General features: G+C 60.4%; 14 protein-coding genes. 12 read left to right on the forward strand and 2 right to left on the reverse strand.

Going from position 1 to position 12,839, the window contains the following annotated elements:
- Positions 1–50 precede the first annotated feature (50 nt).
- Positions 51–2,042, reverse strand: coding sequence for a lytic transglycosylase domain-containing protein (locus D8780_RS04555; RefSeq protein WP_121644552.1), 1,992 nt, complete (start codon positions 2,040–2,042; stop codon positions 51–53).
- 260 nt (positions 2,043–2,302) lie between these two features.
- On the opposite strand from D8780_RS04555, the gene dapA reads away from it, so the two are divergent.
- Positions 2,303–3,184 carry a 4-hydroxy-tetrahydrodipicolinate synthase gene (dapA, locus tag D8780_RS04560; RefSeq protein ID WP_121644553.1) on the forward strand — a complete coding sequence of 294 codons (882 nt, stop codon included), beginning with the start codon at positions 2,303–2,305 and terminating at the stop codon, positions 3,182–3,184.
- A 25-nt stretch (positions 3,185–3,209) separates the two neighbouring features.
- The gene (smpB, locus tag D8780_RS04565) at positions 3,210–3,683 is read left to right on the forward strand and encodes an SsrA-binding protein SmpB (protein ID WP_121644554.1); all 474 of its coding nucleotides are present in this window, start codon (positions 3,210–3,212) and stop codon (positions 3,681–3,683) included.
- Positions 3,684–3,710: 27 nt separating this feature from the next.
- Here smpB and D8780_RS04570 read toward each other — a convergent pair whose 3' ends face one another.
- Positions 3,711–4,316, reverse strand: coding sequence for a LabA-like NYN domain-containing protein (locus D8780_RS04570; protein WP_121644555.1), 606 nt, complete (start codon positions 4,314–4,316; stop codon positions 3,711–3,713).
- Positions 4,317–4,519: 203 nt separating this feature from the next.
- On the opposite strand from D8780_RS04570, the gene rpoZ reads away from it, so the two are divergent.
- The 10 genes from rpoZ to D8780_RS04620 all read left to right on the forward strand — a co-directional run bounded on the left by rpoZ (position 4,520) and on the right by D8780_RS04620 (position 12,838).
- Positions 4,520–4,939, forward strand: a complete 420-nt coding sequence (gene rpoZ, locus D8780_RS04575; protein ID WP_121644556.1) for a DNA-directed RNA polymerase subunit omega — start codon at positions 4,520–4,522, stop codon at positions 4,937–4,939.
- Between the two features lie 123 nt (positions 4,940–5,062).
- On the forward strand, positions 5,063–7,282 hold the full coding sequence (locus tag D8780_RS04580) for a RelA/SpoT family protein (RefSeq protein ID WP_121644557.1): 2,220 nt from the start codon (positions 5,063–5,065) through the stop codon (positions 7,280–7,282).
- Positions 7,283–7,316: 34 nt separating this feature from the next.
- Positions 7,317–7,898 carry an orotate phosphoribosyltransferase gene (gene pyrE / locus D8780_RS04585; protein ID WP_121646365.1) on the forward strand — a complete coding sequence of 194 codons (582 nt, stop codon included), beginning with the start codon at positions 7,317–7,319 and terminating at the stop codon, positions 7,896–7,898.
- A gap of 106 nt (positions 7,899–8,004) precedes the next feature.
- A complete protein-coding gene (locus D8780_RS04590; protein WP_121646366.1) occupies positions 8,005–8,601 on the forward strand; it encodes a DUF2062 domain-containing protein in 597 nt (198 codons plus the stop codon).
- On the forward strand, positions 8,598–9,002 hold the full coding sequence (gene acpS, locus D8780_RS04595; protein WP_121644558.1) for a holo-ACP synthase: 405 nt from the start codon (positions 8,598–8,600) through the stop codon (positions 9,000–9,002). The genes D8780_RS04590 and acpS overlap by 4 nt, the downstream gene beginning before the upstream one ends.
- A 64-nt stretch (positions 9,003–9,066) precedes the next feature.
- Complete coding sequence (gene lepB, locus D8780_RS04600; RefSeq protein ID WP_121646367.1) at positions 9,067–9,879, forward strand: signal peptidase I; 813 nt, start codon at positions 9,067–9,069, stop codon at positions 9,877–9,879.
- Between the two features lie 2 nt (positions 9,880–9,881).
- The gene (rnc, locus tag D8780_RS04605) at positions 9,882–10,601 is read left to right on the forward strand and encodes a ribonuclease III (RefSeq protein ID WP_121644559.1); all 720 of its coding nucleotides are present in this window, start codon (positions 9,882–9,884) and stop codon (positions 10,599–10,601) included.
- Complete coding sequence (era, locus tag D8780_RS04610) at positions 10,598–11,530, forward strand: GTPase Era (RefSeq protein WP_121644560.1); 933 nt, start codon at positions 10,598–10,600, stop codon at positions 11,528–11,530. The genes rnc and era overlap by 4 nt, the downstream gene beginning before the upstream one ends.
- Positions 11,531–11,571: 41 nt before the next feature.
- Positions 11,572–12,324 (forward strand): DNA repair protein RecO, encoded by a 753-nt coding sequence (gene recO, locus D8780_RS04615; RefSeq protein WP_121644561.1) that lies wholly within the window; start codon positions 11,572–11,574, stop codon positions 12,322–12,324.
- Positions 12,317–12,838 (forward strand): PaaI family thioesterase, encoded by a 522-nt coding sequence (locus D8780_RS04620; protein WP_121644562.1) that lies wholly within the window; start codon positions 12,317–12,319, stop codon positions 12,836–12,838. Before recO ends, D8780_RS04620 begins: the two co-directional genes overlap by 8 nt.
- The last annotated feature ends 1 nt before the right edge of the window (position 12,839 follow it).

Below are 12,839 nucleotides of genomic sequence, written 5' to 3' on the forward strand. Positions count from 1 at the left end.
ACGTTTGAAAAGGATAGGGGTGAGGCCGCAGCTTTCCAGGGTCGGAGGTGTCAGCGGCCCCGCGTCAGATCGACCGATGGCTGCACTTTGCCTGACAGGCGCATGCGGTAGACCTGATAGTTCTCCATGACGCGCTGCACGTAATTGCGCGTCTCGGTGTAGGGAATGCGCTCGACCCAGTCGACGGCGGCTTCCACGCTCATGCTTCTCGGATCGCCATAGCGCTGCGCCCACTCGGCCGCGCGGCTCGGGCCGGCATTGTACCCGGCGAAGGTCATGATCATCGAGCCGTCGAATCGGGCAAGCTGCTCATCCAGATAATGGGCACCCAGAATGGTGTTGTAGGCCGCATCGCTTGTCAGCCGTTGCGGGCTGTAGGCAAGGCCGGCCTTGCGGGCCATCTGCTTGGCGGTGCCTGGCATCAATTGCAGAAGACCACGCGCGCCGACATGAGAGACGGCGCCGGTGTTGAACTCGCTTTCCTGGCGCGCCACCGCATAGGCCAGCGCCTTGTCTGCGCTACCGATCTGCGTCTGGGCAGGAATGGCGCCGATGGGATGGGCGAGGGCGCCGATGTCGAGGCCGCGCGAAGCAGCGATCTTCCCGACCTTCAGACCGAGGTAGTGACCTTCGCTCTGTTCGGCCTTCACGGCGAGAAGGGCCAGTTCTCCTGGACTGGTCAGTTCGCGTGCGAGGTCGAAATAAAGCTGGCGTGCGCGACGCTCATGGCCGGCTGCTTCCAGCCGTGCGATGGCCTGAACAGCATGGCGCTGTGCGAAGGTCGAGCGCTCCGCATCGGTCGGCTTGGGAAATTCGACCGAAAGCGTGTCTCGGCCGAGCTTTGCGGCTGCAAGCTGGCCGTAGAAAGCCACATCGTACCGTGCGGCCTGCCGATAATAATCGCGTGGATCGCCGCCCGCGCCGGCCTCCGCCGCACGGCCGAGCCAGTAATAGCCTCGTGCCTTGGAAATCGGCCCTTCGGCCCGCAGCAGAATGTTCCGGAAATGATTGGCGGCGCGCTTCGGCTCGTTCAGAAAGCGCAGCGCGTACCATCCGGCATGGAAGGAGGCATCGATCCGGGTCACCTCGCGTCCGCCGCCATGCTGCGAAACTACCCGGTAGGCGAGGGCGGGTTGTTGGATATCGAGCAATTCGCGCGACAGGACGCGGCGCTCGAACCACCATGCGTCGGGGTCGAGACGTCCGGCATTGTCCGGCGCCTCAAGCAGAGCTACCGCCGCTTCCTGAAATTTCCCCTGCCAGCGCAGATGCCGAGCCTTCGCGAAGTAAAAAGCATCGGTTCTCTCATTGCCGGGTACGGCGGAGAGCAGGCTCCAGGCATCGGACTGTTTGCGCGTGACTGCAGCAAATGCCGCATGAAGCCGGGTGCGCCCGCAGAGGCTTGCCACTCGCCCAGCGCTGCGGACGCGGTCTTCATAAAGCATGGTTTCCATGCGATCGCAGTGTACGGCCCGCGAAATGAACGGCCCGAAACGGCGGAGAATGTCATCTTCGTCGGACGCATCCATCTTCTGGCTGCGCCAGAGCGGCGCGAGCGTTTCACCGGCGCCTGTCTTGTCGCCCATGGCCAGTTTTGCGCTCGCTAGCGCCTTTGCGCCTTCGATCGTTTCAGGCTGGGTGGAGCCGAAGGCCGCGAGAATAGACTGGGGCGGATGGTTTTCAGAGGCGAGCGCCCGTTCGGAATTCTGGCGAAGGCGCTCCGCGCCGGGCCACCCGTTCAGTCCGGCTGCGGCGGCTGCGATTTCGGCAGAAGGAATATTATCGCCGCCGTAATAGGCGATGGCCCAAGTGAGAATTTCACGATCCAAGCCCGAAAGAGTATCGCGGATCTGGCGCGCCTTGCTCCACTCATCGGCCGTCACGGCATCCAGGCCGGCTTTCAAACGCACCGGATCATATGAAGATGGACCGTTGGTGCGGGGGGGGATGGCGGAGGTCACCTGAGCGCCGGCGGGGGCGGCGGCCGTCATCGAGATGCCGGTGAGAACAAGACTTGCAGAAAGGGCAAGACGCAAACGCATGATCGCTCCAATTGGGCGGACTCTACTCGATTGGCGTCGACATGTCAGAGGCCCGACCATATCTGCGCCACAACGGACCAGAATAGACGGTGACTGTGAAGTACGGGTTAACGAACCCTTGCAGCGACCCGTCAATTGCCTCCAATAAATCGAGCGTGATTTGGTGCGTTTCTGAGGCTTGCCGCCTCATCTGCTGCAAATTATGGTGCGCCGCTCTGCAACCGGTGCCACGCGCCCCCTTATACCGTCTGGAGACTGAAATGCTGAGAGGATCGCTGCCCGCGCTCGTCACCCCCTTCACACAGGACGGGTCGGTGGACGAGAAAGCGTTCGGCGATATCGTTGAATGGCAGATCGCCGAGGGAAGCGATGGTCTGGTCCCGGTCGGCACGAGCGGCGAAAGCCCGACCCTGACGCACGCTGAACATAAGCGCGTGATCGAGATGACGGTTGAGATCACCAATGGCCGTGTTCCTGTTGTCGCCGGCGCAGGATCGAACAACACGACCGAAGCCGTGGACTTTGCCCGCTTTGCCGAAAGCGTCAAAGCCGATGCGGTCCTCGTCGTCACGCCCTATTACAACAAGCCCAACCAGCGCGGTCTCTACGCCCATTTTGCCGCAGTGGCCGCCGCCGTCTCGATTCCGGTTGTCATATACAATATTCCGGGCCGCTCGGTGATCGACATGACGCCGGAGACGATGGGACGTCTCGCCCATGATTTCGACAATATCATCGGGGTGAAGGATGCCACGGCGAAGGTCGACCGGGTCTCCGAACAGCGCGTGACGTGCGGCGAAGATTTCATTCAGCTCTCGGGCGAAGATTCGACGGCGCTCGGCTTCAACGCTCACGGCGGCGTTGGCTGCATTTCGGTGACCGCCAATGTCGCGCCGGCCCTCTGTGCCGAGTTTCAGCGCGCGACCCTCTCGGGCAACCGAGAGAAGGCGATCGAATTGCAGGGCCGTCTCATGCCGCTTCACAAGACGCTGTTCATCGAACCCAATCCGACCGGCGCAAAATATTGCCTGTCCCGTCTCGGCCGCATCGAGAATATCGTACGGTCGCCTCTCGTTACTGTCGACGAGAGCACCGCTGCGAAGCTGGATGATGCGATGCGTCACGCCGGCCTCTTGAACTGAAGGCTGCGCATTCCAAGCTAGGGACATGACAAAAAAGAGCGATCCCAATAGCCGGACAATTGCGGAAAACCGCAAGGCCCGCTTCAATTACCAGATCGATGATACGATCGAGGCGGGCCTTGTGCTGACCGGCACAGAGGTGAAGAGCCTGCGCAATGGCGAGGCTAACATTGCCGAGAGCTACGCCACTGAAGAGAACGGCGAGTATTGGCTGATCAACAGCTATATTCCCGAATACACGGAAGGCAACCGCTTCAATCATGAGCCGCGCCGGCTTCGCAAACTGCTGTTGAACAAGCGCGAAATGGCGCGTCTCAGCAAGGAGATCGACCGCCAGGGCATGACGGCCGTGCCGCTGAAGCTCTATTTCAATGATCGGGGCATTGCGAAGCTTCTACTTGGAATCGCCAAAGGCAAGAACGTCGCCGACAAGCGGGAAACGAGCAAGGAGCGTGACTGGAACCGCCAGAAGCGCCGCCTGATGAAAGAGCACGGCTAACCGCAGGCCGCACGTTCTGAGGTGGCTTCAGCGCTCCTCATATTCGAAATCGTCGACATCCTCATCGATCGCGTCAGGCTCGTAGCGGCGGGGCAGCCGGTCTCCCGGCGTGTCTCGTCCGATATCGGCGCGCAGATCGGCAATATCGAGAAAATGATCGGCCTGCCGGCGAAGATCGTCTGCGATCATGGGCGGCTGGCTGGAAAGGGTGGATACCACGGAAACCTTGCGGCCCCGTCGCTGAAGCGCCGCGACAAGACTGCGAAAATCGCCATCGCCGGAGAAGATGACGTAATGGTCGAGTGACGGCACCAGTTCTATGGCATCGATCGTCAGTTCGATGTCCATATTACCCTTGATCTTCCGCCTTCCCATGGAGTCGGTGAACTCCTTGGCCGGCTTGGTGACGACAGTGTAGCCATTGTAGTCGAGCCAGTCGATCAGCGGGCGGATCGAGGAGTACTCCTGATCCTCGACCAGCGCGGTGTAATAATAGGCGCGCAGTACGTAACCCAGCGACTTGAAGTGGGCGAGCAGACGGCGATAGTCGATATCGAAACCGAGTGCCTTGCTGGTTGCGTAGACGTTGGCCCCATCAATGAAAAGGCCGATCTTTTCTCTCTGATCAAACATTGGAGTAAGTCCTGAAAAGCCTGAAAACGAGGGCTTGGGTAAAATCTAAAATCATATCGAACCAACGGCCCTCATCACAAAACGTTGCATTTGTCACAGGGCTTCTTTCTCGCATGGGCCGAACCATGCCTTGCCTTTGTCAAACTGTTCGGTTAAGGCAGCCCTTCATCAGCAGACATGCACCGCACTGAAAGGAACCCGGCATGGCCCGCGTGACCGTCGAAGATTGCATTGACAAGGTTTCGAACCGTTTCGACCTTGTTCTCCTGTCGGCTCACCGTGCCCGGCAGATCAGTCAGGGTTCCACGATTACCGTCGACCGCGACAACGACAAGAACGCCGTTGTTTCTCTTCGTGAGATCGCCGACGAGACGTTGTCGCCGGAAGATCTGCGCGAGGACATGATCCATTCGCTGCAGAAGCATGTCGAGGTCGACGAGCACGAGCATGCCGCTTCGGATGCACTGATCGAGCCTGCCCGCGAGATGGCCGATGAAGAGGCAGGTCCTGATGCCAGCCGCGATGAGGTGGACGAGCCGGCCACCTTCGACAGGATGAGCGAAGACGAGCTTCTTGCCGGTATCGAGGGTCTTGTTGCACCCGAGAAGAACGACGATTATTGATCGCCGACCGGGTGCGATCATTCGGAATTTCGAAGCGCGTCCGGCTGAACAGCCGGGCGCGTTTTGCGTATAGACGATGTATTATGAAGTCGCGGGCATCCGCGCTTGAGGAGTAGTCGCGCGATGATGCGACAATACGAGCTTGTTGAGCGGGTCCAGCGCTACAAGCCGGATGTAAACGAGGCGCTGCTCAACAAGGCCTACGTTTATGCCATGCAGAAGCATGGCCATCAGAAGCGTGCGTCGGGCGATCCCTATTTCTCCCACCCGCTGGAAGTCGCCGCGATCCTGACCGACCTGCATCTCGATGAAGCCGCGATCGCCGTCGCCCTCCTGCACGATACGATCGAGGATACGGACGCCACCCGTCAGGAGATCGACCAGACCTTCGGCCCGGCAATCGGCAAGCTGGTCGAGGGACTGACCAAGCTGAAGAAGCTGGAGCTGCATTCCAAGAAGGCCGAGCAGGCTGAAAACCTGCGCAAGCTGCTTCTGGCAATTTCCGACGACGTCCGCGTCTTGCTCGTCAAATTGGCGGACCGTCTGCACAATATGCGGACGATGGAAGCGATGCGTCCCGACAAGCAGGTTCGCATCTCCGAAGAAACGATGGAAATCTATGCGCCGCTTGCCGGGCGCATGGGCATGCAGGATATGCGAGACGAGCTGGAGGAACTCTCTTTCCAGTATATCAATCCGCAGGCCCATCAGATGGTCACGGAAAGACTCCAAAGCTATGTCGCCCGCAATTCGGACCTGATCGAGACCATCGAATCGCAACTTGGCGAACGCTTCGAGGCCGCCCATATTCGGGCGCGGGTGAAGAGCCGGCAGAAGACGCCGTGGTCGATCTTCCGGAAGATGGAGCGAAAGACGCTCTCATTTGAGCAATTGTCCGATATTTTCGGCTTTCGCGTCATCGTCTACGACGAAGACGACTGCTATCGCGCACTGGGCGCCATTCACAGGGAATGGTCAATGGTGCCCGGGCGCTTCAAGGATTACATCTCCACGCCAAAACAGAACGGATACCAGTCGATCCACACCACCATTGTGGGGCCGTCGCGTCAGCGTATCGAACTGCAGATCCGGACGGAGGAAATGGATCAGATCGCCGAATACGGCGTCGCGGCCCATGCTGCCTACAAGGAAGGCGGCGACGATCCGCTGAGCCAGAGCGTCGCCTTTGCCAGCCTTCGCCGCACGATCGAAACCCTGGTCCAGGGCGAGGCCCCGGAAGAGTTTCTCGAAAACACCAAGCTGGAACTCTTTCACGATCAGGTCTTCTGCTTCACCCCGAAGGGCAGGGTCATCGCGCTCCCCCGCGGCGCCACTCCGATCGATTTCGCCTATGCCGTCCATACGCAGATCGGTGACACAACGGTCTCGTGTAAGATCAATGGCGCGATTGCGCCGCTGATGACCGAACTGGTCAATGGTGACGAGGTTGAGATCGTCACCTCCGAAACCCAGACGCCTCCGCCCGCCTGGGAGAACATGGTCGTGACCGGCAAGGCCCGGGCGGCGATCCGCAGAGCGACACGCGCGGCAACCCGCAGGCAATATTCGGGACTTGGCGAACGTATTCTTGAACGCGCTTTCGAATATGCAGGTAAAATCTTCTCGCTCGAGGCTCTCGGACCGCATCTTCACCGGTTCGGTCAGCGTGAGCCTCTTGATTTGCTGGCCGCTGTCGGGCGCGGAGAGATCTCATCGAACGATGTGGTCAAGGTTCTCTATCCGGACTGGCAGGGCGACAGGGCGTCGCATCTGGAGGGGGCGGCGAAAGGCAGGATGCGGCCTCGCGATCAGCAGGGCTGGTTCGGCCTGTCAGCCGGGCCAGGCATGCTGTTTCACATGCCTGAGACCACGGGCATGGAGGGCGAAACGGCCGACGCTCTTCCTATCCGCGGCCTCACCGGAAATCTGCCCGTCCATTTCGGTGCGTCAGGCGCCGTGCCAGGGGACCGCATCGTCGGTATTCTGACGCCAGGACGCGGCATTACGATCTATCCCATCCAGTCCGATGCGCTGATCGCCTTCGATGATCAGCCTGAACGATGGGTCGATGTCCGCTGGGATATCGATTCGGCGTCCGGCGAGCGGTTCCCAGCGCGCATTGCGGTGACGCTTATCAACCAGCCGGGCTCGCTCGCGGCCATTACCAATATCATCGCGTCGCTCGACGCCAATATTCACGAACTCCTCATGACGCGTACCGCCACCGATTTTACCGAGATGCGGATCGATCTGGAAGTATGGGACCTGAAGCATCTCACCCGCTTGCAGCAAGCCCTGCGGGAGTGCGACACGGTCAGTGACATTCGCCGGCTTTTCGGCTAGCTCGGCTCAAACTGTCGGAGGGATCAGCATGAGCATGAGCGTTGATGAAGTTCTGGATGTCTTTCGTGAAGCGGGAGCTATTCTGGAAGGTCACTTCATCCTGACCTCCGGCCTTCGTAGCCCTGTTTTCCTGCAGAAAGCCCGCGTTTTCATGCACGCGGACAAGACCGAGCGGCTTTGCCGTGCCTTGGCGCAACGCATTCGCAGCGAGACGGACGGCGCGATCGACTATGTCGTGGGTCCGGCGGTTGGCGGGCTCATTCCCGCCTATGAGACGTCGCGGCATCTTGGTGTGCCGGCCGTCTGGGTCGAACGTGAAGACGGCAAGTTTCGTCTGCGGCGCTTCGAGATGGAGCCGGGTGCGAAGGTCGTCATCGTCGAGGATATCGTCACGACCGGCCTGTCGATCCGGGAAACTGTGGAGGCTTTGCGCCAGATTGGCGCGGAGGTCGTTGCCGCGGCCTGCATCATCGACCGTTCCGCCGGCAAGGCCGATATCGGCGTGCCGTTGATCGCGCTGGCGGAATATGAAGTTCCTGCCTACTCCGCCGACAATCTGCCGCCCGAATTGTCGGCCATACCGCCGGTCAAGCCGGGCAGTCGCAATCTCGGCTGATGTTTTGCCGAGGCAGCCGAGCTGGCGACGTGAAACGAAGTTTAACCCGAAGGTGACAGAGTCGTGCGCAGAGCGGTTCGAGCGGTCTGTGCTCCAGGATTTTCAGATGCTATTTAGACGACGAAGCGAGGAGACAGGATGGACGCGGTTCCGTATCGCCGTCTGGCCACGCCGGTCCTGGTCCCGCTCGATCGCCTATTTCACGAAACGAGTCCTGCGCCTCAGTGGCAGCCCTCATGCCATCGCAGCCGGTGTGGCCGCCGGCGTTCTGACCTCGTTCACGCCCTATCTCGGCTTTCACATCATCGGTGCGGCCGCTCTCGCCTGGCTGATTGGCGGCAATGTGATTGCTTCGGCCATCGGCACGTTCGCAGGCAATCCGCTCACCTTTCCGCTGATCTGGGCGACCACGCTGGAGACGGGCCGCTACATGCTCGGCTATCATGCGACGACATCGGATCGCTGGATCGGCAAGCGTTTGATGCATATGGAATTCGATGCGCTCTGGCAGCCGCTTCTGAAGCCGATGACGATCGGCGGTTTGATATGGGGAACGGTTGCCGCCCTTACGACCTATGCGTTGTTGCGTGGTTCCATCGCCGCTTTCCAGCAGCAGCGCCGCCGCCGGCTGGTCGAAAGGGCGAAGGCCCGTGCGCGGCAGGCCCAAAGCGCGTCGCGCCAGGATGGAGTGTTGACGGCATGATTATCGGGCTGGGTTCCGACCTTATCGATATCCGGCGTGTCGAAAAGACGCTGACGCGCTTCAAGGGCCGCTTCGAGCAACGTGTTTTCACCGATATAGAGCAACGAAAATCGGACCGAAGGACCGAACGCGCCGCCTCCTACGCAAAGCGCTTCGCCGCCAAGGAGGCCTGTTCCAAGGCGCTTGGGACGGGCCTGCGAGATGGCGTTTTCTGGCGTGATATGGGTGTCGTGAACCTGCCCTCCGGCAAGCCGACCATGGCTCTGACAAATGGCGCCTATGAACGGCTTCTCTCAATGATGCCGGATGGGCACGAGCCGTCCATCCATCTGACCATTACGGACGACTATCCGCTGGCGCAGGCCTTCGTCATCATCGAAGCCTTGCCGAAAGCCCGATGAAGCGGTCCAGCCGCATTGCAGCATGGGGCTCGGCCCTGTAAAGACGATTCCATTCAAAGGCGGCATGGACAGTGGTCCGTGGCAGCCTGAGGCCGGCAAGAACGAGGACGGCGTGGCAGGACAGGGCGACAGTAAGGCCAAGGCCGAAAAATCCGGCAAAAGCGGCTTTTCGGAAACGATATCGGTGGTGGTGCAGGCGCTTATTCTGGCGCTCGTGCTGCGAACGGTTCTGTTCCAGCCGTTTTCGATACCGTCCGGCTCAATGCGCCCGACGCTTCTCGAAGGCGACTACCTCTTTGTCAGCAAATGGTCCTACGGTTACTCGCGCTATTCGCTGCCGCTGGGCCTCGATATTTTCGATGGCAGGATTTTCGGCAGCGAACCGGAACGCGGCGATGTGGCCGTCTTCAAGTTTCCGCCCGATCCGTCGATGGACTACATCAAGCGCGTGGTGGGTCTGCCCGGCGATCGCATCCAGATGCAAAACGGACAGCTTTCCATCAATGGTGAACTGGTGGAGCGCGAGAAGATCGGCACGATCGACGATGAGGACATCACCGAAATCGACCGCCCCGTCGACGTCTATCGCGAGAGCCTGCCGAATGGCGTTTCCTACGAGACGCTGGATATCACGCCCAATGGCATCTCCGACAACACGCGCGAATTCGTGGTGCCGGAAGGTCATTATTTCATGATGGGCGACAACCGCGACAACTCCAATGACAGCCGGGCTGCGGTGGGGTTCGTGCCGTATGAAAATCTCGTCGGCAAGGCGCAGATCATTTTCTTCTCCGTTTCCGATGGTGCCAGCCCGCTTGCTGTCTGGCGCTGGCCGAGCACCTTGCGCGCTTCGCGGCTGCTTGATCTGATCGACTGAAAATGGCTCGGGATAAAACAGATCCCCAGGAACTGGCACGCCAGGCTGGTGCCCTGACGGGCCACGAATTTCAGAATGCCGAGCGGCTTGAGCGCGCGCTTACGCATTCGAGCGCGCGACATGCACATGACCGCAATTACGAGCGCCTTGAATTCCTGGGTGACCGCGTCCTCGGTCTGGTCATCGCAGAGATGCTCTTCGACGCGTTTCCGGATGCTGATGAAGGGGAATTGTCGGTTCGGCTGAACCAGCTTGTGGATGCGACCACCTGCGCGGAAGTGGCCGAAGAGATCGGGCTGCACAAGCTCATTCGTACCGGCTCGGAGATCAAAAGCGTCGCCGGACGGAAACGTCAGTCCCTTCGCGCGGATGTGATGGAAAGCATGATCGCCACCATCTATCTTGATGGCGGGCTGGGCGCCGCGCGTCCGTTTATCGAAAGACACTGGCGTGAACGCGCGCAGTCGAAGACGGCAGGCCGCCGCGATGCCAAGACCGAATTGCAGGAATGGTCGCATCAGAAGATCGGCAAGGCGCCGACATATCATGTTCTCGATCGTAGCGGGCCCGACCACGATCCGGTCTTTTCCGTGCGTGTCGAAGTTGAAGGTTTCCGATCCCAGCAGGCAGAAGGTCGTTCGAAGCGTGAGGCCGAAAGGCTAGCGGCCGAACGGATGCTGATTGCCGAAAAGGTTTGGGCTGCGGACGGAGAAAGCAATTGACGGACGAACCAACCCGCACCGACGGTATCGCGCAAGAAGGTGACACCAAATCGGCATTCGTGACCCTTCTCGGCGCGACCAATGCCGGCAAATCGACGCTTCTCAACCGGCTGGTGGGCTCCAAGGTGTCCATCGTGACGCACAAGGTCCAGACGACGCGAACGATGGTGAAGGGCATTGCTGTGCAGAAGCAGGCGCAGCTCGTTTTCATCGATACGCCGGGCATCTTCAAACCGCGCCGCCGCCTCGACCGTGCCATGGTCGCCAGTGCTTGGAGCGGCGCGCGCGATGCGGACATCATCCTTTTCGTGGTCGACGCCGAACGCGGCCTTGAGGGCGATGCAGCCATCATCCTCGAGCGGCTTGCGGAGAACCCGCGGCCCAAGGCTCTGCTTCTCAACAAGATCGACCGGGTGAAGCCCGACCGTCTGCTTGAACTCGCCGCCAAGGCGAACGAGACCGTCGATTTCGAGCGGACGTTCATGATCTCCGCTCTGAATGGCTCGGGCACGGCGGATGTCATGGATTGGCTGGAAGAAACCGCCCAGCCGGGGCCGTGGTACTATCCCGAGGATCAGATCGCCGACGCGCCGCTCCAGCTTCTCGCTGCGGAAATTACCCGAGAGAAGCTCTATCTGCGGTTGCATCAGGAGCTGCCCTATTCCTCCCATGTCGAAACGGAACGATGGGAGCGTAGCAAGAAGGGTATTCGGGTCGAGCAGGTCATCTATGTGGAGCGGGATAGCCAGAAGAAGATCGTCCTCGGCCACAAGGGCCAGACGATCAAGGCGATCGGCACGGCCGCCCGCGAAGAACTGTCCGCATTGCTGGAAGAGCCGATCCATCTTTTCCTCTTCGTCAAAGTGCGCGACAACTGGTCGGATGATCCGGACCGCTATCGGGAGATCGGACTCGATTATTCGAAATAGCTCGGCACCCCTTTCGGGCGGGTGCCTGATACGAGGCCGCCATGCAGTGGACGGATGAAGGCATCGTCCTCGGTGTTCGCCGCCATTCCGAAAGCGCGGTGGTTCTGGAACTGATGACAGCCAGCCACGGCCGGCATCTCGGTCTGGTCCGAGGCGGCCGCTCCCGGCGCATGCAGCCGGTCCTCCAGCCCGGAAACCGTGTTTCCGCAGCATGGCGCGCCCGGTTGGACGAACATCTCGGCACCTTTACTGTCGAGCCTTTGCAGCATCACGCAGCACGGCTCTATGGCAGCTCGGCCGGCCTGTATGGATTGCAGGCGCTCGCCGCTCACCTTCGTCTTCTGCCAGAGCGCGATCCCCATCCACGGCTCTTCGACATGACGGCGCTTCTGGTCGATCATCTGGAAGAGCCCGAACGCGCAGTCGAACTCTTCCTGCGCTTTGAACTGATGCTGCTGGATGAAATGGGTTTCGGTCTCGACCTCAGGACATGCGCGGCAACCGGTACGACGCAGAATCTCATCTATGTTTCCCCGAAGAGCGGAAGGGCCGTATCCGCAGAGGCCGGCGCCCCATGGGCCTCGCGGCTGCTCGCTTTGCCTGGCTTCTTGCGTGATACGCAGTCGCGCGCCGATGCCGAGGGTATGCGGAAGGCAACGACGCTTCTCATCCATTTTTTCGAACGCGACATTCACGGGCCCCGTGGAAAACCACCCGGCCCGGAGCGTGAGGCTTTCCTGGAGGCCGCTTTCCGGGCCATGAAGGCTGCCGACAAGGAGCCTCCCAATGAATGATGTGCAACTGCGCAAAAAGCTCGACGAGCTGAAGGCGGGAGAATGGAACCCTGTTTCGCCCGATACGCCATACGAAAAATCGGCGCTGGAAATGTTCCAAGGCATGATTGCCGGCGAACTCCCTCCCCCTCCCATCGGTCAATCCATGGATTTCCTGATGAGCGAAGCGGAGGAGGGCCACGTCGTTTTCGTGGGATGGCCTGCCGCGGCACATCTCAATCCGATGGGAACCGTCCATGGCGGATGGGCCGCCACGATCATGGATTCGGCCTTGGCCTGCGCAGTCCATTCCACCTGCCCGGCCGGCCGGGCTTCCACGACGGTAGAGATGAAGCTCAATTATCTGAGGCCGATCGTGCCCGATAGCGGCATGTATCGCTGCGAGGCCACGATCGTGCAGGCCGGCCGTACGCTCGGAATAGCGGAAGCAAGGCTGACGGGGCCGGACGGCAAACTCTATGCGTTCGGAACCGAGACCTGCATGATCTTCGATCTGCCCTCGCGAAACGATTGAG

Source organism: Notoacmeibacter ruber, from assembly GCF_003668555.1.
Taxonomy (GTDB): domain Bacteria; phylum Pseudomonadota; class Alphaproteobacteria; order Rhizobiales; family Rhizobiaceae; genus Notoacmeibacter; species Notoacmeibacter ruber.